The organism is Erythrobacter aurantius (assembly GCF_023823125.1).
GTDB lineage: Bacteria > Pseudomonadota > Alphaproteobacteria > Sphingomonadales > Sphingomonadaceae > Erythrobacter > Erythrobacter aurantius.
In genome coordinates this window covers 1,918,670-1,943,794 of the sequence record NZ_CP090949.1, presented here as the reverse complement: position 1 = coordinate 1,943,794, position 25,125 = coordinate 1,918,670, and the positions used below count along the sequence as shown (strand labels likewise).

Genomic DNA, 25,125 nt, shown 5'->3' with positions numbered 1-25,125 from the left:
CGATTTCACCCCTCGCCTTGTCTAATGTCCATTACGCGGTCTGTCGCGCGCCTGCGGCCCCATGGCAATGCTTGTACTTGTTGCCCGAACCGCAAGGGCACGGAGCATTGCGGCTGATTGCCATGTGGGAATAGGGGTTGTCGGTGTTTGCCCCGCCCGGCCCCGATGCGGCACGCGGACTGCCTGCGAGTGAGCCGAACAGTTCCGGCCGGTCTTCGGAGCCATCACCGTCATCCGAATTGTCGAGCCCGGTCAGCGGATCGATATGCCCGGTCAGGAAATCGGGAAGATCGGGCAACGCCTGCGTTTCGGGCTGGGCGATGCGCAGTTCCGACTTGAACAGCAGCTTCGTCACTTCCTCGCGCAGCGTATCGAGCATCGATTCAAACAGGCCGAATGCCTCCTGCTTGTATTCGTTGATCGGCTGCTTCTGCGCGATGCCGCGCATCCAGATCACCTGCCGCAGCGCGTCGAGCGTCGCGAGATGTTCTTTCCAGTGATAATCGAGCTGTCGCAGCAGAATGTCCTTTTCGACCAGACGCCAGATGCCTGCATCATTGCGCGCGATCTTGGCTTCCATCATCTCGTCGGTCTGCGTGCGCAGGCGATCTTCGAAGATTTCCTGATCGACTTCGTCTTCTTCCAGCCACTCGTCGATTGGCGGGGTGAGGCCGAAGACTTCCTCGATTTTGGCCTTGAGCCCTTCGACATCCCACTGCTCCGGGTATGAGCCGGGAGGGCAGCTGGTGGCGATGATCGAATTGATCGTGTCGTGCCGCATATCGACAACGACATCGTCGACCGTTTCCGAATCCATGATCTCGGCGCGTTGTTCGTAGATGACCTTGCGCTGGTCGTTCATCACGTCGTCGTACTGAACCACCTGCTTGCGCTGATCGTAATTGCGCGCCTCGACCTTCTTCTGCGCGGTCTCGATCGCTTTTGACAGCCACTTGGACCCGATCGCCTCGCCATCTTCGAGGTTGGAATTCATCATCTTGGCGAACAGCGTATCCGGGCCGAAAATACGAAGGAGATCATCTTCCAGGCAGAGGTAGAAGCGCGAAAGGCCAGGGTCGCCCTGACGACCGGAGCGGCCGCGCAACTGATTGTCGATCCGGCGGCTTTCATGGCGTTCGGTGCCGAGAACAAACAGGCCACCCGCTTCGATCACCTTCTGCTTTTCGGAAGCAACCTCTTCGCGAATGCGGGCAATCGCCGCGTCCTTTTCAGGGCCGTCTTCCATATGGCCCAGTTCATCATTGATGCGGAATTCGAGATTGCCGCCCAACTGAATGTCGGTGCCGCGACCCGCCATGTTGGTGGCGATTGTTACCACGCCCAGCCGACCGGCCTGCGCCACGATATGCGCTTCGCGTTCATGCTGGCGTGCGTTCAAGACCTCGTGCTTCACGCCTTCCTTGTCGAGGAATTTGCTGAGCAGCTCGGACTTCTCGATCGAAACCGTGCCGACAAGGATAGGCTGGCCGCGTTCGCTGTGTTCCTTGATCGTTTTTGCGATCGCCTGGAACTTGTCCATCGTGTTCTTGTAGAACTCGTCTTCCTCGTCAATCCGCGCAACCGGAAGATTGGTAGGGATTTCGACCACGTTGACCTTGTAGATGTCCCAGAATTCCGCCGCTTCGGTGGCAGCTGTGCCGGTCATGCCCGAAAGCTTGGGGTACATGCGGAAGTAGTTCTGGAAGGTGATCGAGGCCATCGTCTGGTTTTCAGGCTCGATCTTGACCCCTTCCTTGGCTTCGACCGCCTGGTGCAGGCCGTTGGACCAACGCCGCCCGTCCATCATGCGGCCGGTGAATTCGTCGATGATCACCACCTTGTCATCCTTGACGATGTAGTGGTCATCACGACGGAACATGTGGACCGCACGCAGCGCCTGATCGAGGTGATGGACGACCTGCGTGTTCTCGATATCGTAGAGGTTGTCGGTGGCGAGCAGCCCTTTTTCCATCAGCAGCGCCTCGACCTTGTCCAGACCTTCTTCATTCAGCTGGATGTTCTTGGTCTTCTCGTCCTTCTCGTACCAATCCTCGGGGATTTCCTTAGCGACGGCATCTAGCGCCACGTACAAGTCCGACTTGTCTTCCGTAGGGCCAGAAATGATCAGCGGCGTGCGCGCTTCGTCGATCAGGATCGAGTCGACTTCATCGACGATGGCGAAATTGAACGGGCGCTGCACCATCGCGCTGCGTTCATGCTTCATGTTGTCGCGCAGGTAATCGAAGCCGAATTCATTGTTCGTGCCATAGGTGATGTCGGCGTTGTAGGCGTCGCGCTTCGACATCTCGTCCATGTTCGGCACGATCACGCCCACGGTCAGACCGAGCCAGTTGTAAAGGCGACCCATGTCGGCGGCGTCACGCCGGGCGAGGTAATCGTTGACGGTAACGACGTGAACGCCCTTGCCCTCGATCGCGTTGAGATAGACGGCGAGCGTCGCCATCAGCGTCTTGCCCTCACCGGTGCGCATTTCCGCGATTTCGCCGCGCTGGAGGACGATGCCGCCGATCAGCTGCACGTCGAAATGGCGCATTCCCAGCACGCGCTTCGACGCTTCGCGCACTGTGGCAAAAGCTTCGGGCAGGATTTCCTCAAGGGTGCTGCCATTGTCGAGCTGCTCGCGGAACTTGGCGGTCTGTGCCTGCAGCGCTTCGTCCGAAAGCCCCTCGATCATCGGCTCCAGCGCGTTGATCTTGTTGACGATCTTGCCCATCGATTTGACGTAACGATCATTGGACGAGCCGAAGACGGATTTGATGATTGTGTTGAACATGAAAGGTGAAGCCTTTGAATTCTGTCTGATATGCGTGCGGCCCCGTGTGTCGGGGGCCTGCCTGGATGCAGTTTTGTGAAAGGGCATTCGCGCCGGACGCATCCGCGCGTTGCCGGAGATCAAAGAGAAAGGGCGCTATTCCAGCGCGCGCTCACTGCCGAAGATGATCGGAGGGCGGACTCGCCGCAGGACGCGGGGCGGCAGGCTGTCGGACTTTGTCGGAGGACAGGCCTTGGCCGCTTCATCGACGCGACGCTCACACACGCAAACCTGCGACGACGCGGTATCGTTCGCACGTGCGAATGCCCGCGCATCGAACACCATCGATTCAAGCGAAGATGCGCTCGCTGGCGAATGCAGCGCGGCAAACCCGCTGAACAGGGCAAACAGTGTGAGCAGATGGCGACGCATCATGATTGCCGCGAGATAGTGCATTTGTCGCAATACGTCTACCTTGCGGACACAGTTTTGCGCCTTGTCGCCAAGGCATCACAGGAACGTTTACTCAGGCGGGCAGCGCTCCTATTGCGCCGAGCATGGATCTGAAGACTTCCCCCCTCGCCCGGCCCTTTCCCGAAATGCCTCCGATCGCGGGCGCTACGCTGCGCGTGGCAAGGGCGCGATACAAGACATGGGACCGTTGCGACCTGACCTTTGTCGAACTGGCACAGGGCACCAGCGTGGCGGGCGTTTTCACCAAGTCCCTGTGCGCCTCATCCGAGGTCGAGCTGGGCCGTGAGGCGGTCAAAGCGGGCAGCGCAAGCGCGCTGATCGTCAATGCCGGCAATTCCAACGCTTTTACTGGATGGCGCGGACGCGAAGCTGTGGAGGCAATCCAGAAGCAGGTGTCTGACACGCTCGGCTGCGCGATAACCGAAGTGTTCGTTTCCTCCACCGGAGTTATCGGCGTGCCGCTGCCTATCGACAAGGCGCGAGCCGGGATCGCAGCAGCAATCGAGGCGGCCCCCTGCGGCTGGGAAGATGCCGCCAACGCGATCAACACCACCGATACCTTCGCCAAGGGCGCACACGCTTCGGCCATGATCGGTGACATCCGCGTCGAGCTTTGCGGCATCATCAAGGGATCGGGTATGATCGCCCCCGACATGGCGACCATGCTCGGCTATATCTTTACCGATGCCAATGTGGCTCCCGCCTTCCTTCAGGAATTGTTGGGGCGGGCCAATGCCGCCACCTTTTCGTGTATTACCGTCGATGGCGACACTTCGACCAGCGACACAGTGATGGTTTTCGCCACGGGCAAAGCGGATCACGCCCGGATCGAAGGATGGGACAGCCCCGGGGCAGATGCCTTCGCCGCAGCGTTGAACGATGTGTGCCGAATGCTCGCGCAGTTGGTGGTACGCGACGGTGAAGGCGCGACGAAATTCATCACCATCCGTGTGTCCGGCGCCGCGAGCGATGAAAGCGCCCGCCGTGTCGGCCTTTCAATTGCAAACTCGCCCCTCGTCAAAACCGCGATCGCGGGTGAGGACGCAAACTGGGGACGTGTCGTAATGGCGGTCGGCAAAGCGGGGGAACCGGCCGACCGTGACCGGCTTTCGATCGCTTTCGGTGGAGTCTGGACGGCGAAAAACGGCTTGCCCGTCGATGGCTATGACGAAGCGCCTGTTGCCGAGCATCTGAAGGGGCAGGAAATCGATATTACCGTCGATCTCGGCATCGGCGACGGAAAGGCGACGGTCTGGACCTGCGACCTGACCCACGGTTACATCGCCATCAATGCGGATTACCGGTCATGAGTGAACTAGGCGCGCTGGATGCGGAAATCCTCGACCTGATGCGGTTTGCAGCGCAACGCTCAATGCTGCCGCGGTTCCGGGCGCTTGCCGACAGCGAGATCGAGATGAAGGGCGACGACGATCCCGTCACCGTGGTTGACCGCGAAGTCGAAGCCTTCCTGACCGAAGCCCTGACCAAGCTCGCGCCGGGTGTCGCCGTGGTGGGCGAAGAAGCGGTCGCCGCCGACAAATCTGTGCTTGATCACCTGTCACAGCAATGCTGGATCATCGATCCGCTCGACGGGACGGCCAATTTCACCGAGGGCAAGGAGCCGTTCGGGATGATCATCGCACTGGCTAACGCAGGAAAGGCGGTCGCCGGCTGGCTTTACGATCCCAATTCAGACCGCTTGTGCCACGCCCGTGCAGGCGAAGGAGCCTTCATCAACGGCGAACGCATCGCTGCAAGGCCCACCGGGCAGGAACGCCCTGTCACCGCGGTGAGCCGCATCTTCCTGACCCCGGAGCAATCCGCGATGGTCGATGCAAAGCTCGCCCCGCATTACACGCTGGTCGATATCCCGCGCTGCGCCGCGGAACAGTATCCCCGCCTTGCCATGGGTGAAAACGACGTTTCCAGCTTCAAGCGCACGCTCGCGTGGGATCACGCGGCGGGGGTCTTGTGGCTCAATGAGGCAGGCGGCAAGGCTGCCCGGCTCGACGGCAGCGAATACCGCGTCGACGAGCAGGACAAGCCGGGCCTGGTCGGTGCCTCGAGCCCGGCTATCTGGGACGAATTTGTAGGACGCGTTCTGGCCTGACGGCGGCGATCAAAGTTCGCCTTCGAGCCAGCCCTTGAGTTGGCTCTTAGGTGCTGCGCCAACCTTGCGCGCCACCGGCTGACCATTCTTGAACAGCACCATCAGCGGGATCGACTGCACGCCCATTTCGGCGGGAATGCCGGTGTTTTCCATGATGTCCATCTTGGCGATCTTCACCTGACCTGCCAGTTCCTCGCTGATCTCCTCAAGCGCGGGAGCGATCATCTTGCACGGGCCGCACCAATCGGCCCAGAAATCGACCAGCACAGGCGTGTCGCTGTCCAGAACATCGGTCTTGAAGCTGTCATCGGTTACATTGACGGTTGCCATATCGGCGTCTCCTGAAGTTTGCTTACGCCCAACTTAGGCGGGTTCGCGTTTCACTCAATAGCTGCGGGGGCATAGCTTTCCTGCGCCTCTCCCAAACGATCCTTGTGCAGGTCAAGTGTAACCGCCGGGATTTCGAACAGGCTTGGCGCATGGGTGTAAAGGATTGCCGCGCGAATTGTGCGACCGGGATATATCTTCGCCAAGGCCGCGGCATAGGCTGACATCTGGCGCAGGGTTGAAACCGGGATATCCTCGATCCGCCCAGGCGGGCGCCGGGTCGTCTTGAAATCGACCACGGTGACTTGGGTTTCCGTAACCAGTAGCCTGTCAGCCGTCCCTGCGATCACGACTCCGCCGACAGTGGCAGCGAGCGGCACCTCTGCCAGCGCGGACGGTGAGAATATCTCGGCAAATTCAGGCTGTTCGACAACCGCAATCGCGCTTTCGAGCATTTCGGCGCGCACCGCTTCGTCAAGGTCGCCAGCCTGCCGTTCCAGCCATGCTGTCGCCTTCTCCATCCGCAGCGCAGGTGCGATTTCGGGCAGGCGTTCCAGCATGCGGTGGATCAATGTCCCGCGCCGCGCAGCAAGGGCTGCGGCTTCGGCGGGAAGCGGGGGATCACTGCCCTGCACCTCACCTGCACTGCTGGGCGCAAGCGGGCGTGGCGGGCGAGGTTCCGGCCCAATCGGCTGCGTCAGCCACGGCGGCAGATCGGCCGTTTCCTGCCGATCTGGTTTGTCTTCCATTTCCCCAGACCGGGGGAATTCGCCAATCTGGCGTCGGCCGAGCCAGATCGGGTCGTCAATCCGTTCCCGGTCAAAAGCGGCTTCAAGATGCGCGTACCAGCTGTCCTCCGGGACACCGCTCTTCGCCTGTTTGGCCGTCAGCGCGCCGCCGATGAACAGCGCTTCCTCTGCGCGGGTCATGGCAACATAGAGCAATCGCCAATGCTCTTGCAGATTTGCCGCAAGGGCCGCTTCATGGGCTTCGGCCAGCCGCCCGGCGCGCGCATCCTTGGAAACCGGGGGCACAGGCACCTTGCGCGCTTCTTCGCCAAGGGTTCCCAATGGATCATCCACCAGTTCAAGATCAGCACTCTCGCCCGGCTTGCCGGTCGCATCGGCCAGAATGACAATTGGCGCCTGTAAGCCCTTGGAACCATGGGCCGTCATGACCCGCACTTGCCCAGTTGCCTCGTCGGAGTCCCGCTTGAGTTCGCCATCGCAAGCGTCGAACCATGCAATAAAGCCGGCTAGGCTGGGAATGTGGCCGCTTTGATAGGCGAAAGCCGTGTTGACCAGTTCGTCGATCGGATCGTTGGCCTCGCGCCCCAACCGCTCGACCAGCCGCCTGCGCCCCTTCCATGGCCCCGTCAGCAACCATGCGAGCAATGCCTGAGGCGTCTCGAAATCGGCCCGCGCCAGAAGTTCGCGCAGCTTGTCGACCGTTTCGATGACCTTGGCATCGGAATGATCGCGCAGATGCTCCCACAAACGCGACTTGGGCTTCCGGGGAAGGAATTGCAGAAGGTCGTCCTGAGACCAGCCGATCAAGGGTGATGAAAGCAGATTGGCAAGGCTGAGATCGTCCAGAGGCTGCGCGGCAAAGCGCAAGGCAGCCATCAGGTCCTTCACCGCCAACGGATCACCCAGCCGCAACCGGTCCACCCCTGCGACAGGCACGCCCCTGGCATAAAGCTTGGCGACGATTTCGCGCGCAAGCTCCGCACGTCTGCGAACGAGCACCATGACATCGCCCGCCTGCGCATAGCGGCGTTTGCCTTTTTCCAGCACGAAAGGCTCTGGTCCATAAATCCATTGGTGGACCTGATCTGCGATCTTCTCGGCCAGGACCGTGTCATGCTTAGGAAGCCAGCCGCGCTCCTCTCCCTGCTGATAATCGGAATTCTCGCCGGCGTCTGGACCGCGTCCTTCGTCATCCTCTTCCTCATTGTCAGCCACAGTCACCGGGTCCCACAGCGTAACGAGTCCGCCGAGTTCCGGTGTCGAGGATTCATGAGGTTCGGGCGCCTTCTTGAGACCGAAAGCGGGAAAGCCGAGCATCTCGATCACGCGATTGACGAAATCGAGGACAACCGGCGATGTCCGGTATGACAGGCCCAGTTCCAGGTCTTCCCACGTTGGCATGCGACGGTTCGAACGGATCGCCGCGGCGTTTGCCTTTGCCGCCTCGATCCGCGCATGCACTTTCTGCTTGGCGCGCTCGAAATTGTCCGGGCTGGTACCGTGAAACCCGAAGATCGCCTGTTTGTAGTCGCCAACGGTGAAGATCGTGCGGATCTTGTCACCTCGCGCGCCTTCGCCGCTGAAATAGTCGTCTATCACCGCGTGAACGATATCCCATTGTGCGCGGTTGGTGTCCTGTGCCTCGTCGATCAGGACGTGATCGAAACTGCGATCCAGCTTGTAACGGATCCAGTCGGCGGCAGTGCTGTTCTTCAGCACCGTACCCGCCTTGCGGATCAGGTCGTCGAAATCGAGCAATCCTTCGCGAGCCTTGGCTTCCTCCCAACGCAGGAAGAATGCCCGCCCCAGTTCAAGCGCCGGGGTGAGAAAATCACTAAGAGCGAGCAGCCTCCTGCGTGCCTCGTAATCTGCCATCGCTTCAGCCACCGCCTGTTGCCAATCCGGCAATCGCGGCTCCGCCTTGGTCGGCTTGGCCATGACACGCGGCTCGCCGTCTTTCTTGAGGATGCTGTCATAGATCGAACTGACTATTTCGGCCCTTTGCGAAACGTCGGCGACCAGCCAATGCGCAATGAAATCCGAAGCCTCACGCCCAGCCTTTGCATTCCATGCCTGCATGAGGGGCAACATTGAACGCAGATGCCCGTCAGGGAAATTGTCGGGATGAAGCAATTCCTCGGCCCAACGCTCATCCGCGTCGGAGGGGATGCTGATCAGGCGGTTTACCCTCGCTTGCATCGGAGGCTGCCAAGCGTCGAGCCCTTCCCACAAGTCGGCAGCACCCGCACACCGCATTAGCCAGCCCAGCAGCGCGTTCGGACCTTTCTCAAGCGAATACATGCGAACCGCGCCAAGCAGGGCTTCGTCACCGTCAGCCTCGGCCTTGTCCAGCATTTCGGCGAGAACATCGCGCGCCAGCATTTCCCGGTCGCGATCTTCCATTGGTCTTGCGCCGGGCAGCAGGCCCGCTTCCTCAGGAAAGCGCGAAAGCAGCCATTGCGAGAAGGCGTGAATTGTATCGATCCGAAGGCCCCCGCCGGGACAATCGATAACGCTGGCGAACAGCGTACGTGCATGCGCCATGGTCGCTGCGGATTGATCGGCGCCAAGGTTGCCGAGATCCTTGAACAACGCGGTCTCTTCCAGCCGGACCCAGCGCGCCAGCACCTCGTTGATCCTTGTGGCCATTTCCGCAGCCCCGGCCTTGGTAAAGGTAAGGCACAGGATTTGCGACGGATCGACACCGGGGGTCAGCAACAGGCGCAACACCCGCGCCGAAAGAACCTGAGTCTTGCCTGTGCCGGCCGAGGCGGAAAGCCAGACGTTATCTTCCGGATTGGCGGCGGCCAGCTGCTTGTCCTTTAGCGGGAAGACCTTGGCGCTCATGACTGGCCCTCAGCGCCGCCTGTCATACGGACGATCCATTCCTTAAGCCGCATCAACTGGTCGTAATCCGAATAGCCAGGGTAATCGGGGTTCTCCTTCGCCATGAAGGGCGCGCTGCCGAGCAGATACCGGTCAATCGCACGCGCGAGGAACTCCTCATGCTTGGGCAGGAAATCCTCCGGGGGAAGTCCGCTCTGCCTATTCGTCCTCTTGATCGGATCAACCACCTTGCCGAACCGGCCGTCCTTGCGTGCGAAAGTCCAATATTCGAACTCCACCGGTTCGCCGGAAATGGGCCGATTATCGAAGGTGAATTCGCCGTCGCGCGCGATCAGGCCAAGTACGCCCATTTGCAGCGCGAACCCTTTCTCGACCTGTTTGCCGCTGCGCACGGTGCCTGTCTTGTAGTCGACAATCGCCAGAGTCCCGTCTGCCAAGCGGTCAATCCGGTCGGCCCGTCCGTGCACCTTGATGCCGCGAACAGACATCTCCCCCTTGGTCTCTGCCGCAATCACCACGCGGCCTTCTTCGGCGGCTTTCCTTTCGATCATCTCGGCAAAATGTTCGAGCGCGGCGATCAGCCTCGGTTGCCACAGCCCCTTGAACAGCGGGTGGACCTGGCTTTCGGCGAATTTCCCGGCGGCGAAGGGACCAATCGCGAGATCGGGCTCGGTCATACGTCGCTTGTGCCATTGCTCCAGAATGCCATGCACGAGAGTTCCGCGCAGTGCGGGATCGGCAAAGGGATCGGCGGCAAGCGGTTCAAGCTTGCTCAAGCCAAGGATTTGCTGGGCGTAGAACTGGTAGGGATCGCCCAGCAACCGATCGAGCGCGGTGGCGCTGATACTGACCTTGCGCTGATCCGCAGTCGGGCTTGGCATCGGGCGGGGATAATCTTCCGCCCGCTCCGCTTCGCGATCAAGCGCCGCCATCAGACCGGGCATGCGCTTTTCGCGGTGATCGTCCTCTAGCTCGCCCAGCAGGGCCTCGACCCGCAACAGGAACCGCGACGGCAGCGTCGGCCCGTCGGCATCGCGCAAGGCGCGGCTAAGCACGACCTGGGGAGCGCCCAGTGCCCCGGCGAGATCGTGCGCGGCCAGACCAATTCTGAACTCGGAGGCCGGAACGCCCATCGCCCGCAACACTCCGGGAGCAAGCAAAGCATCGCCGCCGGGTGTTTGCGGCCAACTTCCTTCGTTCAACGCACCGCAGATCACCAGATCAGCGCGGGCCATGCGTGATTCCAGCAGACCATAAATCGCGACGCGAGGATGCCCGCCATAGGGTGGCCGCACCGCGATTTCCTCCATCGCATCGTGCAGCACCGGAGCCAGATCCTTCGGCGCAATCGCGGTTTCGAGCAGCCGCGCATTCAGCCGCAGATCTTCGACCATCGCGGCAAGCGCACGTCCATCCTCCCGCGACCAGATCGCATCGCCCGCCAGTTGCTCGGAAGCTTCGACAAGGCGATCGAGGGCCTCGGCCAATCGGATATCCGCTTCGCCCGGCAGCAAGGGAGCAACGATTGCCTCGACCTCTTCCCACCACTCCGCAACCCCGGCTAGGCGCGCGATATCACGCAGGGGACCGAGCCCGTATGCGGGGCTGGGACCGCGCAATTCGCGGTCAAAACGGCGCAGGCCGGAAAGCCAGCCGCGGCGCAAATCGGGATCAGGTGATCGCACCAGGGGATGCGCAAGAGCCGCGATCAATTCCGCCGGTTTCGGCCCATGGGAAGCAAGCTCCGCCAGCAGGCCGAGCAACCGCCCTGCCGGTGTTACCGAAAGCGCGCGTCCTGCGGAATCATCGGCAACGATGTTCCAACGCGCCAGATGCTGCGTCACCCGCCGGGCAAGCGATCTGTCCGCAGTCACCACCGCGATCCGCTTTTCCGGCTCTTCCAGTGCCTCGCGCACCAGCAGCGCGATGGCTTGCGCCTCTTCTTCCGCTGTCGCGCTCGTCATCAGGCGGACGCCGTTAAGGCGGCGATCCTTGGCATCCAGATCGATCCACGTCCGGCTGGCTTGTGGCGGCAGGAACAGCGAGCTGATGGCTCTGCTGCGCGCCGGTTCGGACGCGGTCATGCCCTTGCGATGCCAGGGCATCACCTCGCCGCAGGCGACACCCATGCGCTCCAGCAGCAGCTTGAGGTGGTATTGCGGGTGGGTCAGCGCGTCGTTCCGGCCAAACACCTCCCCGCCCGGCTCGGGAGTAGCGCCCGCGCGCCCAAGTTCGGCCCATGCCTCATCGCTGAGAGAAAGATCGAGGTCGGGCAGAATCACCGCGCTATCCGGCAGATAGGCAACCGAGCGCAGCATCCGGGCAAGCGCCGGGGATGCGCTTGTCACACCGGCTGCGACAATCGGGGTTGAAGGCGGGTTTTCACGCCATCTGCGTGCCGCCAGGTCAAACAGCATGTTGCGCCTGGTGGCGGCATCGACAGCGCCCAGTTCGTCCAGACGGGCGCGCCAACGCTCCTGCACCCGCGCGAACAGCCTCAGCGAGTCGATCCAGTGCTGTGAAAGGTCGCCCAACATGTCTAGCACGCCGGGCTTGAGGAGATCCTCAGGCTCCTTTCCCTCGACCAGCAACCGGTCCATCGTCCGAGCGAGATCCCGCGCCAGCCGCAGTCGCGCCGCCCCCGGCAAGGGGCGCTCCTTTTGTTCCGCTTGCTCCTGCGCGATCAGCCGTTCCAGTTCGAACCAACGCTGTGTCGGATCAACCGCGGGCGGGATGTCATCCGCACCCAAGGGATCGAGCAGCACGCCGAGCGCTTCGTCCAGATCGAGATCGCCCACCGTGACCATGCGCGGCATCAGCATCCCGTCGCGACCGGTTTCGCCACTGTGCCGCACAAATGCTTCGGAAATGGTCCGCGCGGCGCGGCTGCTGGGGACCAGCAATGTTAGCCGGGCCAGCCCTACATCAGGTTGCGAGTAGCGCGGCACGATCCCGGCCACCAGCGCATCGGCAAAGCCGCGGTGGGCGGCGATGGAATAGACTTTGGGTTTCTGCCCTTCACCCACGCTTCAGCGCATCCTCGGTCGGGCCGATTGCCTGCGGGGTTCCGACTTCGAACCACTGACCGGTAAAGGAAACCCCAAAAAGCCGTCCCTCCTCGATGGCGCGATCCCACAGGATGTTGGTAGAAAACCTGCCCTCTGGCGCGTCGCGCAGAAGCCGCTGGGAAATCAGCTGGATCCCGGTGAAGATGAATGGCGCTATCCTGCCCGGCATCCTGCGCGAAAGCTTGCCATGCGGGTCCATGTAGAAATCGCCCGGCCCGTTGAAATTGGCGGCACGCGCATGGCTGACTAACAGCAGAAGCGCATCCATCCGTTCGGGGTCCCAGCGCCGCGACAGATCGCTGAAGGCGTTGCGGGGGCCGTCCAGCCAGATGTTGTCGGCATTCAGGCAAAAGAATGTTTCGGGAAGGTGCTCTCGCGCCTTGATCAGGCCGCCGCCCGTTTCCAGCAGTTCCGCGCGTTCGTCGGAGATGATCACCTTGGGCGCGGCGCGGGCCATCAGATGCGCTTCAAGCGAGTCGGCAAGGTAATGGACATTGACGACAGCCCGCGTGACGCCCGCATCAGCAAGCCGATCAAGCGCATGATCGATCAGCGGCTTGCCCGCGACGCGCACCATCGGCTTGGGCTGACTGGCCGTGAGCGGTCGCATCCGTTTGCCCATCCCCGCGGCCATCACCATCGCGGTATCGCTGGCAAGCGTGCTCATGCGATTGTTCCTCCGCCAGTCCGGCGCAGTTCCGCCGGGATATTCGCGTCAAACCACGCCGCCACAGGAGCCAGTGCGGGATAGGCCAGATCATCTTCGAGCAAGCGCCACACGCGCGGGATCATCGTCAGATACTTCGGCTTGCCGTCGCGTTTGTGGAGCCGGGTAAAAATACCGACAATCTTGGCGTTCCGCTGAGCACCCAGCGTGGCGTAATCGCCGATGAAATGTTCGTCGAACTGCCCCGCCTGTTCGCGATAATGCTCCAGCATCAGCTCGGCAAAACCGGGATCGACGTCGCGGCGTGCGTCCTGCAACAGCGACACCAGATCATAGGCCGGATGGCCGACCAGCGCGTCCTGAAAATCGATCAGCCCCTGCGGCGCGGTCGCCACGCCGCCCAGCAGCATGATGTTTTCGGCGTGATAATCGCGCAGCACCGTCACTCCCGGCGATTGCCGCGCCTCAAGCGGGGCCAGCACTTCGCGCCATGCGGCCTCGAAACCGGCCTCATCCACGGTAAGGCCCACCGCCGGAGTGTACCATTCTATGAACAGCCGTGCCTCGCGCAGGTAAGTCTCCATGTCGTAAGGCGCGAACGGCCCCGGTGGCTGCCGATGCAATTCGACAAGGGCATCGATTGCCGCAGTATAGGCTGTTTCTTCCTGTGCCGGGTTCACGTCCAGCCAGTCACGCATCCGGTCATTGCCGAAATCCTCGGTCAGCACCCAGCCCAAAGCAGGATCGGCGGCGAGAATCTCCGGCGCGCGCATTCCGCAATCATTCAGCCACGCGGCGACCTTTAGGAAGGGCTCCGGGTCTTCGTGCGGCGGCGGCGCATGCATCAGCATCGCCGTCTCATCCGAAGCACGGCGCAGGCGAAAGTAGCGACGGAACGAGGCATCACCGGGGATCGGATCGATATCCGCATCGCCCCAGCCTGCCTGCGCAACGAATTCGGTAAGACCCGCAGGGATTTCGATCATGGCAACCGCCCTAGCCAATCTCGCCCCGGTTTCACAATTGCAATCCGCCCCTGTTCCGCAACTTCGAGCGCAATCGTGAGGCAGGCGGGTTCATGGTCAAATCCGCCCGCATGATCGGGCCATTCCGCCAGCAAGGCGGCACCGTCGCGATAATCATCAAGGCCGAGTTCCTCGACCTCCGCCGGATCGTCGAGCCGATAGAAATCGGCATGCAACACGGGCAGCCGCAATGGCGGCGCGTCATAGGTTTCGATGATGGTGAAGGTAGGCGAAGGGACCTCGCCTTCATGCCCCAGGGCTGCAAGGATAGCGCGTGACAGGGTTGTCTTCCCCGCCCCCAGACCGCCTTCGAGAGCGACGACATCGCCCGGCTCCAAGCGCTCCGCAATGCGGCCTCCGAATGCGTCCATTGCGGCAAGATCGGGCAGTTGATGTCGCACGTGTTCGCTCACGGAAGGGTGATCGCGGCGACTGTCCCGCGGCCTTTCTCGCTCGCCATTTCCAGAGTGCCGCCGTGCGCTTCGACCAGTTGGCGCGCCAGACGGATGCCCAGCCCGGTGCCCTCGCCCGCTTCATCGCCGCCCCGCAAGGACCCCTCGGCACGGGCGAGTTCGTCAGGCGTCATGCCTTCGCCATTGTCGCTGACCACGATCATCCCTCGCCATTCGTCGTTCTCCGAAGGCTTCGGTATCTCGATCACGATCTTGCCGCCCTCCGGCGTGTGTTCGATCGCGTTGTCGAGCAAATTGCCGACCGCCCGACCCAGCTGGCGCGGATCGGCATCGACGACGCGCCCGCGCCGTCCTTTGAGATCTAGCCCAAGCCTTGCGCCGATGATCGCCTGTTCCCTTTCGCGCACCAGACCCGTTAGGAACGCCAGAAGATCGATCTCCTGCTTGTCGATAGGCAGCAACCCGGCCTCGCTTTGCGACAGGTCGAGGACGTTTTCGACCTGCTCGGTCAGTCGTGCGGTCGAAGTCAGGATCGCATCGACATATTCGCCCGCCTGCTCGCCCAGATCGCCAGCCGCTCCGCTCTTGAGCAGTTCGGCATAGCCGCCAATCGTGGTCAGCGGCGTGCGGAATTCATAGGACATGTTGGCAAGGAAGCGGGCCTTCACCGCGTCGGCTTCCTCGAGCGCGATTGCCCGTTCGCGCAGCGCCTTTTCCGCCTTCTGTGAGTCGGTGATATCGAGCACGGTCAGCAGGCCGTTGCCGTCCGGCAGCGGAACGCCCGCGAACCTGAGTGTCCGGCCATCGGTGAGAGTCACCTGACCGTTCTTCTCACGCCGATCCAGCGTGGCTGCGCGCACGACGCTGCCGATCAGTTCCGCCTCTTGTGGATTGGCAAGGTTCTGCCCGATTGCCTCAAGCAGCCCTTCCGCGCTGGGATGGGTATCGAGAAATTCGCTCGGCAGACCCCAGGTCCCTGCAAAAGTGCGGTTCCATAGCTGCACCGATCCGTCAGGCGCGAAAATGGCCAGAGCCTCGAACAGGCTGTCGAGCGTCGCCGTCCGCGTCCGCAAGAGCGTGTCACGGGTGGCGGAAAGCGCCAGTTGCTCGGTCCTGTCCTCGGCAATCATCACCAGACCGCCATCGGGCATCGGTTGCGCGACCACCCGCAAGTGAGTGCCGCCGGGCAGAGGCCAGTTTTCTTCCTGCGTGTCTGCCGCGTCGAACCATGCCGAACGTTCGCGGCGCCATTCGGGAAAGTCGCGGACTTCAGGCGTGCGGCCGAAATCGCGCGCGTCCGACAGAAGCCGCTCGAACGGAATGCGCGCTTCCACCACGCCCTGCGACAGGCCGAACTGGCGACGGAATGGCCGGTTGGCAAAGGTCAGCTGCTCCTTCGCATTGAACTGCGCAACGCCAACAGAGAGCTGATCGAGCATGGCGCGCTGGGCATCCTTGAACGCCCGGAATTCGCGAGTGACCTGCTGCTGTTCCTCGATATCGATGGCGTATCCTGCGACGCCGTCGTGCCCCAGCGGCAGCTCGGTCACCCTTACGCTGCGACGCTCCCCGTCAATCGTCACCGCATCATCGCGCTGCAATTCGGCCTGCCGCTCAAGGCATTCGCGCGCAATCTGCGCGGGAGTACGCCCGCCTTCGGGTTCGAGCAACTCGATTTGACCGTCGATCACAGCCTGAAGGCTTTCAGCCCCCACAGCTTCAACATAGGCCTGATTGACGAGGCGCAGGCGCATATCGGGATCGCGGAACCACATCGGCACCGGCGCCGCTTCGATCAGGCCGATCAAGGCGGTGAAATCGGCTTGGGATCGTTCCGCGACCTCCCGCAGGCGGACCAGTTCCTCTTCGCTGCTCGTGAAGTCGAAGACCCAGACAATCGCCGCGCCAGCGGGTGAGACTTGCGGGTCAGCCAGCGCGCCCTGCATCGCAAGGCTGCGGCGCGAACCCGGAGGAGTGATCACAATCTGGAACGGTGTCGCGCTTTTCTGCGTCAGCCTGACCTTTGCATTGAGCGTCTCGACCTGATCCTTTGACAGGCCTTCGCCATCGGTTCCTTCAAGCTCGCTCAGATACTTGGGGACCGATTGCAGCCCCAGCCATCGTGCGAGCCGCTCAGGCGCTTCGATCCTGCCGTCAACCCGTACCAGCATCGGTATCGCAGGCGCGACATCCAGCATCCGCTGCATCCGCTTGAGCGAGGTCTGCAAGGCCTTGGCCCGCCTCGCCTTGGCCGATGCTCGCAGGATGACCACCGCAGCCGCGATCGTCCAGAGCGCCAGAAGCAGTCCGATTACAATCAAGGCTGTGGGCGTGATTTCCATCCTGTCCAGCTATGCCGGACCTTTCTTCCTTGCAACCGTTACAGAGACGGAAAGCCCCCGCAATCTGGTCGGATTGCAGGGGCTGTCTGAACAAGTTGACCGGATCGATCCTAGTAGCGGTAGTGATCCGGCTTGAACGGGCCTTCCTGCGGCACGCCGATATAGTCCGCCTGCTTCTGGCTGAGCTTGGTCAATTGCACGCCGAGCTTCTCCAGGTGCAGTGCGGCGACCTTTTCATCGAGGTGCTTGGGCAGGACGTAGACGTCGTTTTCATATTCGTCCGACTTGGTGAAAAGCTCGATCTGAGCCAGCGTCTGGTTGGTGAAGCTCGCGCTCATCACGAAGCTGGGGTGGCCGGTGGCGCAACCCAGATTCACAAGGCGGCCCTTGGCGAGGATCAGCAGCTTCTTGCCATCAGGCAGCGTCACCATGTCGGTGCCTTCCTTGATTTCCTTCCACTCGTAATTGTTGAGCGCGGAAATCTGGATCTCGCTGTCGAAGTGGCCGATGTTGCACACGATGGCCATGTTCTTCATCGCCTTCATGTGTTCGCCGGTGATCACGTCTTCATTGCCGGTCGCGGTCACGAAGATGTCGGCACGCTTGCACGCCTCTTCCATCGAGACGACTTCATAACCGTCCATGGCCGCCTGCAGGGCGCAGATCGGATCGATTTCGGTGACCATCACGCGGGCGCCGCCGTCACGCAGCGACGCGGCAGAGCCCTTGCCCACATCGCCATAACCGGCGACGCAGGCGACCTTGCCCGCCAGCATCACGTCAGTTGCGCGGCGGATCGCGTCAACCAGCGATTCCTTGCAGCCATAAAGGTTGTCGAACTTCGACTTGGTCACGCTGTCGTTCACGTTGATCGCGGGGAACGGCAGCTTGCCCGCCTTGGCGATCTGGTAAAGCCGCATCACGCCCGTGGTCGTCTCTTCCGACACGCCCTTGATCGCTTTCACCGAACGGGTGAGGTAGCCCGGCTTTGCCTTCACAAAAGCCTTCAGCGCGCGCTGGAATTCGATTTCCTCGGCATTGGCAGGGGCCGGCATTTCCTCGCCCGCTTCGATCCGCGCGCCCCACAGCGCGAACATGGTGGCATCGCCGCCATCGTCGAGGATCATGTTGGCGGTGAGATCGGGATCGGCCTCGCTCGACCAGTCGAAGATGCGGCCAACATAGTCCCAGTAATCCGCCAGCGTTTCACCCTTCACCGCGAACACCGGAATGCCTTGTGCGGCGATTGCGGCAGCGGCGTGATCCTGGGTCGAAAAGATGTTGCAGGTCGCCCAGCGGACTTCGGCACCCAGCGACACCAGCGTTTCGATCAGCACCGCAGTCTGGATCGTCATGTGCAGCGAGCCGGTGATGCGCGCACCCTTCAACGGCTGGGCCGCGCCATATTCCTCGCGCAGTGCCATCAGGCCGGGCATTTCGGTTTCGGCGATGGAAATTTCGTCGCGGCCATATTGGGCGAGCGAAATGTCCTTGATGATGTGTTCCTGAGCGGGCGCGAGCGTAGCCATGACTGTCTCCTGATATTTTCTTGCCCTGCGCCCTAGCTGCGGGCTGCGTTCTTCGCAAATATAAACTTATCTTTATATCTGTAATTGTTGCCGCACGGCGATCCGGGTCTATATCGTTCCGGCAAGCTTCCCTCACACGAAAGGATATTTCTCGATGACTATTTCCGTTGGCGACAAACTCCCCGAAGTAACCCTCGTCAAAGCCACCGCCGAAGGGCCGCAGCAGGTGAAGTCGTCGGAATATTTCGCGGGCAAGAAAGTCGCGCTGTTTTCCGTTCCCGGAGCCTTCACCCCGACCTGTTCGGCCCGCCACCTGCCCGGCTTTGTCGAGAAGGCCGCCGACCTGAAGGCCAAGGGCGTCGATGAAATCGTCGGCACCGCCGTCAACGATGCGTTCGTCATGGGCGCATGGAACAAGGCCGCCGGATCGGACGAGATCACCATGCTGGCTGACGGCAATGCCGAATTCGTCGAAGCGATCGGCCTCACCATGGATGCCGCCGGTTTCGGCATGGGCAAGCGCGGTCAGCGTTTCTCGATGGTGGTCAACGACGGCGTCGTCGAACAGCTCAATGTCGAAGCACCCGGCGATTTCAAGGTGTCGAGCGCCGAGTTCATGCTCGATCAGTTGTAAGACCTTCGTGGCAGGTGCAGCAGCGCAATGCTGCACCTGCGAACGAAGTTGACAAAGCCGACACGGTGTCAGCCGGGTTTTCTCCCGGCAAGTTTCTGAATTCACGTCAAAATCGCCCCAAAAGGCGAAATTGACACTTATCCAAATTTAGAAAATTTTCCCGCCGCATCACCATTGATGCAAGCCCTCGCACGGCGACGGGCCTGTAGGAAAGCGGCGCGGAAAATCGGGCAGGCGTTACCGCCTCAATACCCCATCAGGCTCATGACTTCCTGGCGGCTGCGGTGATCGTCGAGGAAGCAGCCGAGCATGCGGCTGGTCAGCATCTCCACCTCGTGCACCTTCACCCCGCGGCCCGTCATGCAGCCATGTTCGGCGCTGATCACCACGGCGACGCCGCGCGGTTCAAGATTGTCCCAGATGCACTGTGCGACCTCTGCGGTCAGCCGCTCCTGCACCTGCAGGCGATTGGCAAACCCGTGCAGCACGCGGGCCAGCTTCGAAATGCCGACGACCTTCTTGTCAGGCAGATAGGCGATGTGCGCCTTGCCCGTGATCGGTGCCATGTGATGTTCGCAGTGCGACTGGAACGGAATGTCTTTCAACAGCACGATTTCGTCGTAGCCGCCGACTTCCTCGAAGATGCGCGACAGGTGGATCGCTGGGTCTTCCTGATTGCCACGGCAGTATTCCAGCCACGCGCGGCCCACGCGCTTGGGCGTATCAATCAGTCCTTCGCGGGTCGGATCATCGCCCGCCCAGCGGATCAGGGTGCGGACGGCTTCCTGCACGTCTTCGGGTACGTCTGGCTTGTTCAAGGGATTATCCGGGTCAAAATCATCATGGTCATGGGACATATAGTTCATGGCGTTATCTCTCTGTAGCCGTTTTCCGGCCTATTCGTGGCAAGCAATTGGACCCGGTCCACGGTCCCTTACTTCCTCATTGTGATCCCTGGGATTAAAAGCCACGAGACTTCAGGGAGTTCCATGCGAAATTTGCAACTGAAGCCGAAGCGGACATTTGCGGCAGCGTTTTGCCGCTGCGTATGGGTGATATAGGCATGACTGAGAGCAATTCACCCCTCGCCCAGCCGACTCGCGCCGATTTCGAAATTGCCGCGCAAGCGGTGATGGCGCGCATCCCGGCGCGTCTGCGTGAGGAATTGGCGGAGGTGACGGTGCGAATCGAGGAGTTCGCGACGGCAGAACAGCTCGAATCGGTCGAGATCGAGGATCGCTGGGAACTCACCGGTCTGTACGAAGGCACGCCCCTGCCGGAGCGATCGCTGTGGGATGAACCCTCCCTGCCGCCAGTGATCACACTGTTCCGGCAACCGCTGCTGCGGGAGATGGACGAGACCGGCGTCGGGTTCGAGGAACTGGTGCGTCACGTCGTGATCCACGAGGCAGGCCATCACTTCGGTTTCTCCGACGAGGACATGCACGCGCTCGAAGCCATGGTCGAAGACTGACGCATCCACGGCGCCCCTTCCCTGATCCACAAACAAAAAAGCCGGCCCCGCTGGGACCGGCTGTTTTGTTGGCGCACCCGAAAGGATTCGAACCTCTGACCCCCAGATTCGTAGTCTGGTGCTCTATCCAGCTGAGCTACGGGTGCGCGCTGAGGGGCGGCACATAAGGGGGTGTGCGCGGCATTGCAATCCCTGTTTCACGCTTTTTCGAACAGATTATGCGCCAGTTCCCGATCAAGCGGCGGCTTTTCAAGCGCCATCACGCCCGCTGCGTCGAACCATCGGATTTCCTCACCTTCGACCGCACGCGGTTCACCGGCCCAATCCGTGATCTTGTAAAGGAGAATTAAAATCGCCGGGGAAGCCGCCGCAGATCGGTCTTCGGCAAAGGCAACCGGCCGACAAGCGTCCGGCATGACATTGATCGCGAGTTCCTCCTCCAGTTCCCGCACCAGTGCTTCTATTGGTTTTTCAGCACCTTCGACCTTGCCGCCGGGGAATTCCCAAAGCCCGCCGTGGTGCTTGTCAAACGGTCTGCGATGCATCAGCCATCGCCCGTCCCTGCCCTGCAGCGCACCCGCCACGACCCAGATCGGCGCATCGGCATTGTCGGAAATTTTTCCAACCATCGGGCTTCCTTCAACCATTTCTTAACGCCTTGAGCCGATTACCGGTCTCATCAGGGACGTAGCCACGGGTGACATCATGAAATTGACGACATTCCTCAAGCACATTGGGAACGACAATTCTGGCGCCACCGCTGTTGAATACGGACTGATCGTTAGTCTGATCGTGATCGCGATGATCGGTGCTCTCCAAGGCGTAGCCACGGCGACCATCGAAACATGGAGCACGGTCGAGACGCAATCCGTGGATGCCATGAACGGCAATAACTGATTGGAAAGGTTCCAAGTTAGGACTTTCTCAACTGCTGCTCATTAATCCCACGTATGTCTGTTCGGAATTTTTGGACGGGCACGGGTACCGAAGACTGAAACCAGGAGACTTACAATGACCTTTTTCAAGAACCTCGTTCGTGACGAGCAGGGCGCAACCGCCATCGAATACGGCCTGATCGCTGCTCTGATCGCCGTCGCTGCAATCACTGCCATGGGTTCGCTGGGCAACACCCTGTCGGACACCTTCTCGGAAGTGAACACCTCGATGCAGAACGAAGGCTAATCGCCCGTTCGAAACGAGTTAAACGTTTCAAGGAAGCGGCGGGGTTTTCCCCGCCGCTTTTCTTTTGTGCCCGGCGCAGGTGATCCGCCTAGCGACCGCGCACCACCAGCTTGACCTTCTGACCCGCCACCAACGAATCGTTGGCACCCAGCCCGTTAAGCACCCGGAACCGTTCTACCTGCCCGCGATCATAGGCCATGCGCCGTGCGAGGCTGGCAATGGTATCGCCCCGCTGCACCGTTACGACCTGAAGCCGGCGCGGAATCACCTGCCCTGCCTCGGCCTGCGTGATTCGCCGCATCGACTGGAACATCGGCGCAAAGGTGTTGCTGCGCCCGGCGGGCGTGATCGCGGCGAAGTGATAGGCGCGGTCATTCGAAAATTCATAGGCGTAGATCGTCACATCAACCTGGCTGTTGCCGTTGTTGACCCGCGCCTGCCCATAGGCTGCGCGCAAGCCGTTGACCGTGGTTCGCTCCAGTGTTTGCGGGGCGAGATTGTTGTTCTGCCCGCCCAGCGCACGGAATTGCTGGCGCACATAGCTGTCGAGATCGCCATTATAGGGCGCGAGCGACAATTGCGCCTGCCCGCCCTGCCCGTTGATGCTGACGGCGGTGGTCGAATTGACCATGTAGAACCCCTGCGGCGCGGTGAAGCTGAGCCGCAGGACGGGATGGATGAAACGGCTGCCTTCGATCACGCCCTGTTCGGGATCATCGCCATACAGCAGCCCGTCGATCCGGGTCAGGAATGTGTCACGATTGGTCACACTGCCCGGCAACCCCTGCGATGCCGAGAACGCGCGCTGCACTCGGCTCGCGGGATCGGGGTGAGTCGAAGCCCATTCGGGCACGCTTGCATTGCGGCCCTGCAATTGCGCGTCGAGACTATTCTGCGCTGCAAGGCTGGCCAGCACGGTCGACATGGCGCGCGGATCGTAGCCCGCACGGGTCAGATACTGGATACCCAGATCATCCGCCTCAAGTTCCTGAGAGCGCGAGAAGCTGAGCGTAAGCAGCTGCGAACCCTGTAGAAACCCACGCGACAATGTGCTGCCAAGGCTGCTGTCGCCCAGCAGCAAGGAGCTGCCGATTGCGCCCAGAACGCCGAGGATCGAATTGCGTTGCGCGGTCTGCTGGCGGCGCTGCGAATGGCGTGCGGCGACGTGGCCGACTTCGTGGCCCAGCACCCCTGCCAGCTCCGCCTCGTTGTTCATCAGAGTGACCAGCTGGCGCGTGGTGTAGATATAGCCGCCCGGCACCGCGAAAGCGTTGTTCACCGGGGAATTGAGCAGGCTGACGGTAAAGCTTTCGCGCGCATTGCCGAGGTCCGATTGCACCGCGATATTCTTGCCCACCTGCTCGACATATTGCGCCTGCGAGCCGCCCATCGCGCCGCCGAACTGTGCCAGCAATTGCGGGTGATATTGCGCGCCCTGTTGCGCTTCGGAATTGGTGATCGGTGTTGATGCCGAAGGGATTTCCCCGCCACCCATGCACCCGCTCAGCGCCAATGCCAGCGGCGCGGCCCCGGCAATCCAGAATTTGCGTGCAGTCATCCCCATCGCGTCTCTCCCGCATCGGGGCGTCGCATGATGACCGCGACTTACCCACCCCGGCGCATGGTTTAACTATCGGGAAATTACGTGGCAGGGCAAGCCCGCCTGTCTCTATCCGCCCAGTTGCAGGAACCGTTCCTCGCGCATCCGCATCAAGCTCTGGCTGTCGAGTTTGTCCAGCGCATCAAGCTCTTCGTTGATCGCCTGCCCCAGATTGGCCGCAGCCTCGGCCGGATTGCGCTGGGCGCCGCCGACGGGTTCTTTCACGATTCGGTCAATCACACCCAGTCGCTTGAGATGCTGCGCGGTGATCTTCATCGCCTGCGCCGCATCAGCCGCCTTTTCGGCGGTGCGCCACAGAATCGAGGCACAGCCTTCGGGCGAAATGACCGAATAGACCGCGTGTTCGAACATCAGCACGCGTTCGGCACTGGCCAGCGCGACTGCCCCGCCCGATCCGCCTTCGCCGACGATCACCGAAACCATCGGCACCGGCAGTGCGAGACACGCCTCGGTAGACCGGGCAATCGCTTCGGCCTGGCCGCGCTCTTCCGCTTCGATCCCCGGAAACGCGCCTGAAGTGTCCACCAAAGTCACGACCGGCAGGCCGAACCGTCCCGCCATTTCCATCAGGCGGATCGCCTTGCGATACCCTTCGGGTTTGCCCATGCCGAAATTGTGCTTGATCCGGCTCTGGGTGTCGTTCCCCTTTTCGTGGCCGATCAGCATTACCCGGCGGCCGTTCAGCCGGGCAAAGCCGCCCATGATCGCCTGATCGTCGCCGTAATAGCGATCCCCGCCCAAGGGCATGAAATCGATGAAGGCATGCGCGACATAGTCACGGAAGTGCGGGCGCTGCGGATGGCGGGCAACCTGAGTCTTCTGCCACGGCGTAAGCGAGGCATAGGTGCTGGCCAGCAATTCGGCGCTTTTCGCTTCCAGCCGCTCGATCTCGGCTTTCACGTCGACATCGCCATTGCCATCGAGGCCGCGCAATTCCGCAATGCGCTCTTCCAGATTGGCGACGGGCTTCTCGAATTCGAGGTATGAAATCATGCCTCGTCGCTAGTCGCAACTGCGCCGCGCGGCAAGAGGATGGCGGGAATTTACAAGTTCGACCAGCCGCGCCGCATCAACATGGGTGTAAATCTGCGTGGTGGATATGTCGGCATGGCCCAGCAGCGTTTGCAGCACCCGCAGATCCGCCCCGCCTTCCAGCAGGTGGGTGGCAAAGGCATGCCTGAGCACATGCGGGCTGATCCCCTCCGGATCGAGCCCGGCGCGCACCGCCAGATCCTTTAGCAACTGGAACAGCCGCACCCGCGTCAGATGCTTGCCCCCGCGCGAAGGAAACAGGAACCGCGAAGGCGGTGTCGTGGGCCGCACCTTGATCCATTCGGACAGCGCCAGCCGCGCCCTTTCGCTGACAGGCACCATGCGCGCCTGCCCGCCCTTGCCCGTCACCGTGATCAGCGGCGCATCGCGCGGCACGGCGGATAGCGGCAGGCTGACCAGTTCGGTCGCCCGCAAGCCCGAACCGTACAGCATTTCGATCAGGGCCAATTGCCGCAACGCTGCGGGATTGCCGCTGCCCGCCTCAAGCTCCGCGCGTTCGAGCAGGGTTTCTACCGCTTCATGCGACAACACCTTTGGCAGGGGCCTGCGATTGCGCGGATTGGGGAGCGCGCCCGAAGGGTCATCCTCGCGCCAGCCTTCGTCCACGGCGAAGCCGAAGAACTGCCGCAAGGCGGAGCTCTTTCGCGCGATCGTGGAGGGGGCGAGATCGGCCCATTGCCCCGCCAGTTTGGCCACCGCCGCGCGGCTCGCCTGCGCCAGATCGCCCAGCGCCTCCTCCGCGCCATCAAGATCGCGCCGGTATGCTGCCAGAGTGTTTGCCGCAGCGCCGCGCTCTGCGGCGAGCATTTCAAGGAAAGCCTGTGTCGCCGCCGACAC

21 protein-coding genes and 1 tRNA gene are annotated in these 25,125 nt (G+C 61.7%); 6 read left to right on the top strand and 16 right to left on the bottom strand.

Annotated features, from left to right (window positions below):
- Window positions 1-31 precede the first annotated feature (31 nt).
- Together secA and L1K66_RS09245 are read right to left on the bottom strand one after the other, a co-directional pair.
- Window positions 32-2,794: a preprotein translocase subunit SecA gene (gene secA, locus L1K66_RS09250; RefSeq protein WP_252257606.1), complete on the bottom strand. Its 2,763-nt coding sequence runs from the start codon at window positions 2,792-2,794 to the stop codon at window positions 32-34.
- A 135-nt stretch (window positions 2,795-2,929) separates the two neighbouring features.
- Complete coding sequence (locus tag L1K66_RS09245) at window positions 2,930-3,208, bottom strand: hypothetical protein (RefSeq protein ID WP_252257605.1); 279 nt, start codon at window positions 3,206-3,208, stop codon at window positions 2,930-2,932.
- Window positions 3,209-3,330: 122 nt separating this feature from the next.
- Between L1K66_RS09245 and argJ the strand changes: the two genes are divergently transcribed.
- The gene (gene argJ, locus L1K66_RS09240) at window positions 3,331-4,557 is read left to right on the top strand and encodes a bifunctional glutamate N-acetyltransferase/amino-acid acetyltransferase ArgJ (protein ID WP_252257604.1); all 1,227 of its coding nucleotides are present in this window, start codon (window positions 3,331-3,333) and stop codon (window positions 4,555-4,557) included.
- Complete coding sequence (locus tag L1K66_RS09235) at window positions 4,554-5,357, top strand: inositol monophosphatase family protein (RefSeq protein WP_252257603.1); 804 nt, start codon at window positions 4,554-4,556, stop codon at window positions 5,355-5,357. The genes argJ and L1K66_RS09235 overlap by 4 nt, the downstream gene beginning before the upstream one ends.
- Window positions 5,358-5,366: 9 nt before the next feature.
- On the opposite strand, the gene trxA is transcribed toward L1K66_RS09235, so the two are convergent.
- The 8 genes from trxA to ahcY form a co-directional block, all read right to left on the bottom strand.
- Window positions 5,367-5,687, bottom strand: coding sequence for a thioredoxin (trxA, locus tag L1K66_RS09230; RefSeq protein WP_034953771.1), 321 nt, complete (start codon window positions 5,685-5,687; stop codon window positions 5,367-5,369).
- Window positions 5,688-5,737: 50 nt separating this feature from the next.
- Window positions 5,738-9,280: a double-strand break repair helicase AddA gene (addA, locus tag L1K66_RS09225; protein ID WP_252257602.1), complete on the bottom strand. Its 3,543-nt coding sequence runs from the start codon at window positions 9,278-9,280 to the stop codon at window positions 5,738-5,740.
- A complete protein-coding gene (gene addB / locus L1K66_RS09220; protein WP_252257601.1) occupies window positions 9,277-12,306 on the bottom strand; it encodes a double-strand break repair protein AddB in 3,030 nt (1,009 codons plus the stop codon). The genes addA and addB overlap by 4 nt, the downstream gene beginning before the upstream one ends.
- Entirely contained in the window at window positions 12,299-13,015 is a 717-nt protein-coding gene (locus tag L1K66_RS09215) for a nucleotidyltransferase family protein (RefSeq protein ID WP_252257600.1), read from the bottom strand. Before L1K66_RS09215 ends, addB begins: the two co-directional genes overlap by 8 nt.
- Complete coding sequence (locus L1K66_RS09210; RefSeq protein ID WP_252257599.1) at window positions 13,012-14,001, bottom strand: aminoglycoside phosphotransferase family protein; 990 nt, start codon at window positions 13,999-14,001, stop codon at window positions 13,012-13,014. The genes L1K66_RS09215 and L1K66_RS09210 overlap by 4 nt, the downstream gene beginning before the upstream one ends.
- Window positions 13,998-14,441 carry a tRNA (adenosine(37)-N6)-threonylcarbamoyltransferase complex ATPase subunit type 1 TsaE gene (gene tsaE, locus L1K66_RS09205; protein ID WP_252260475.1) on the bottom strand — a complete coding sequence of 148 codons (444 nt, stop codon included), beginning with the start codon at window positions 14,439-14,441 and terminating at the stop codon, window positions 13,998-14,000. The genes L1K66_RS09210 and tsaE overlap by 4 nt, the downstream gene beginning before the upstream one ends.
- An 8-nt stretch (window positions 14,442-14,449) precedes the next feature.
- Window positions 14,450-16,795, bottom strand: a complete 2,346-nt coding sequence (locus L1K66_RS09200; protein WP_252257598.1) for a PAS domain-containing sensor histidine kinase — start codon at window positions 16,793-16,795, stop codon at window positions 14,450-14,452.
- Window positions 16,796-16,905: 110 nt separating this feature from the next.
- Window positions 16,906-18,324 (bottom strand): adenosylhomocysteinase, encoded by a 1,419-nt coding sequence (gene ahcY / locus L1K66_RS09195; protein WP_252257597.1) that lies wholly within the window; start codon window positions 18,322-18,324, stop codon window positions 16,906-16,908.
- Window positions 18,325-18,478: 154 nt separating this feature from the next.
- Here ahcY and L1K66_RS09190 point away from each other — a divergent pair, with 154 nt between their 5' ends.
- Window positions 18,479-18,958, top strand: a complete 480-nt coding sequence (locus tag L1K66_RS09190; protein ID WP_034953759.1) for a peroxiredoxin — start codon at window positions 18,479-18,481, stop codon at window positions 18,956-18,958.
- Between the two features lie 245 nt (window positions 18,959-19,203).
- Here L1K66_RS09190 and folE read toward each other — a convergent pair whose 3' ends face one another.
- The gene (folE, locus tag L1K66_RS09185) at window positions 19,204-19,824 is read right to left on the bottom strand and encodes a GTP cyclohydrolase I FolE (RefSeq protein ID WP_407931938.1); all 621 of its coding nucleotides are present in this window, start codon (window positions 19,822-19,824) and stop codon (window positions 19,204-19,206) included.
- A gap of 197 nt (window positions 19,825-20,021) precedes the next feature.
- Between folE and L1K66_RS09180 the strand changes: the two genes are divergently transcribed.
- The gene (locus L1K66_RS09180; protein WP_252257596.1) at window positions 20,022-20,432 is read left to right on the top strand and encodes a metallopeptidase family protein; all 411 of its coding nucleotides are present in this window, start codon (window positions 20,022-20,024) and stop codon (window positions 20,430-20,432) included.
- Between the two features lie 69 nt (window positions 20,433-20,501).
- On the opposite strand, the gene L1K66_RS09175 is transcribed toward L1K66_RS09180, so the two are convergent.
- Both L1K66_RS09175 and L1K66_RS09170 read right to left on the bottom strand, forming a co-directional pair.
- A tRNA-Arg gene (locus L1K66_RS09175) sits at window positions 20,502-20,578 on the bottom strand.
- A 51-nt stretch (window positions 20,579-20,629) separates the two neighbouring features.
- Window positions 20,630-21,061: a (deoxy)nucleoside triphosphate pyrophosphohydrolase gene (locus L1K66_RS09170; protein ID WP_252257595.1), complete on the bottom strand. Its 432-nt coding sequence runs from the start codon at window positions 21,059-21,061 to the stop codon at window positions 20,630-20,632.
- Between the two features lie 76 nt (window positions 21,062-21,137).
- Here L1K66_RS09170 and L1K66_RS09165 point away from each other — a divergent pair, with 76 nt between their 5' ends.
- Window positions 21,138-21,329 carry a Flp family type IVb pilin gene (locus tag L1K66_RS09165; RefSeq protein WP_034953757.1) on the top strand — a complete coding sequence of 64 codons (192 nt, stop codon included), beginning with the start codon at window positions 21,138-21,140 and terminating at the stop codon, window positions 21,327-21,329.
- A 114-nt stretch (window positions 21,330-21,443) separates the two neighbouring features.
- Complete coding sequence (locus L1K66_RS09160; protein WP_084155636.1) at window positions 21,444-21,614, top strand: Flp family type IVb pilin; 171 nt, start codon at window positions 21,444-21,446, stop codon at window positions 21,612-21,614.
- A gap of 88 nt (window positions 21,615-21,702) precedes the next feature.
- Here L1K66_RS09160 and L1K66_RS09155 read toward each other — a convergent pair whose 3' ends face one another.
- The 3 genes from L1K66_RS09155 to L1K66_RS09145 all read right to left on the bottom strand — a co-directional run bounded on the left by L1K66_RS09155 (window position 21,703) and on the right by L1K66_RS09145 (window position 25,125).
- Entirely contained in the window at window positions 21,703-23,172 is a 1,470-nt protein-coding gene (locus L1K66_RS09155; protein WP_252257594.1) for a M48 family metalloprotease, read from the bottom strand.
- Between the two features lie 111 nt (window positions 23,173-23,283).
- Entirely contained in the window at window positions 23,284-24,228 is a 945-nt protein-coding gene (locus L1K66_RS09150; RefSeq protein ID WP_252257593.1) for an acetyl-CoA carboxylase carboxyltransferase subunit alpha, read from the bottom strand.
- 9 nt (window positions 24,229-24,237) lie between these two features.
- Window positions 24,238-25,125, bottom strand: coding sequence for a tyrosine recombinase (locus tag L1K66_RS09145; protein WP_256471447.1), 888 nt, complete (start codon window positions 25,123-25,125; stop codon window positions 24,238-24,240).

Excerpts from the sequence above, each read along its gene's own strand:
- secA (WP_252257606.1), bottom strand. The coding sequence starts at position 2,794 with ATGTTCAACACAATCATCAAATCCGTCTTCGGCTCGTCCAATGATCGT.
- L1K66_RS09245 (WP_252257605.1), bottom strand. The coding sequence starts at position 3,208 with ATGATGCGTCGCCATCTGCTCACACTGTTTGCCCTGTTCAGCGGGTTT.
- argJ (WP_252257604.1), top strand. The coding sequence starts at position 3,331 with ATGGATCTGAAGACTTCCCCCCTCGCCCGGCCCTTTCCCGAAATGCCT.
- L1K66_RS09235 (WP_252257603.1), top strand. The coding sequence starts at position 4,554 with ATGAGTGAACTAGGCGCGCTGGATGCGGAAATCCTCGACCTGATGCGG.
- trxA (WP_034953771.1), bottom strand. The coding sequence starts at position 5,687 with ATGGCAACCGTCAATGTAACCGATGACAGCTTCAAGACCGATGTTCTG.
- addA (WP_252257602.1), bottom strand. The coding sequence starts at position 9,280 with ATGAGCGCCAAGGTCTTCCCGCTAAAGGACAAGCAGCTGGCCGCCGCC.
- L1K66_RS09215 (WP_252257600.1), bottom strand. The coding sequence starts at position 13,015 with ATGAGCACGCTTGCCAGCGATACCGCGATGGTGATGGCCGCGGGGATG.
- L1K66_RS09210 (WP_252257599.1), bottom strand. The coding sequence starts at position 14,001 with ATGATCGAAATCCCTGCGGGTCTTACCGAATTCGTTGCGCAGGCAGGC.
- L1K66_RS09200 (WP_252257598.1), bottom strand. The coding sequence starts at position 16,795 with ATGGAAATCACGCCCACAGCCTTGATTGTAATCGGACTGCTTCTGGCG.
- ahcY (WP_252257597.1), bottom strand. The coding sequence starts at position 18,324 with ATGGCTACGCTCGCGCCCGCTCAGGAACACATCATCAAGGACATTTCG.
- L1K66_RS09190 (WP_034953759.1), top strand. The coding sequence starts at position 18,479 with ATGACTATTTCCGTTGGCGACAAACTCCCCGAAGTAACCCTCGTCAAA.
- folE (WP_407931938.1), bottom strand. The coding sequence starts at position 19,824 with ATGAACTATATGTCCCATGACCATGATGATTTTGACCCGGATAATCCC.
- L1K66_RS09180 (WP_252257596.1), top strand. The coding sequence starts at position 20,022 with ATGACTGAGAGCAATTCACCCCTCGCCCAGCCGACTCGCGCCGATTTC.
- L1K66_RS09170 (WP_252257595.1), bottom strand. The coding sequence starts at position 21,061 with ATGGTTGGAAAAATTTCCGACAATGCCGATGCGCCGATCTGGGTCGTG.
- L1K66_RS09165 (WP_034953757.1), top strand. The coding sequence starts at position 21,138 with ATGAAATTGACGACATTCCTCAAGCACATTGGGAACGACAATTCTGGC.
- L1K66_RS09160 (WP_084155636.1), top strand. The coding sequence starts at position 21,444 with ATGACCTTTTTCAAGAACCTCGTTCGTGACGAGCAGGGCGCAACCGCC.
- L1K66_RS09155 (WP_252257594.1), bottom strand. The coding sequence starts at position 23,172 with ATGACTGCACGCAAATTCTGGATTGCCGGGGCCGCGCCGCTGGCATTG.
- L1K66_RS09150 (WP_252257593.1), bottom strand. The coding sequence starts at position 24,228 with ATGATTTCATACCTCGAATTCGAGAAGCCCGTCGCCAATCTGGAAGAG.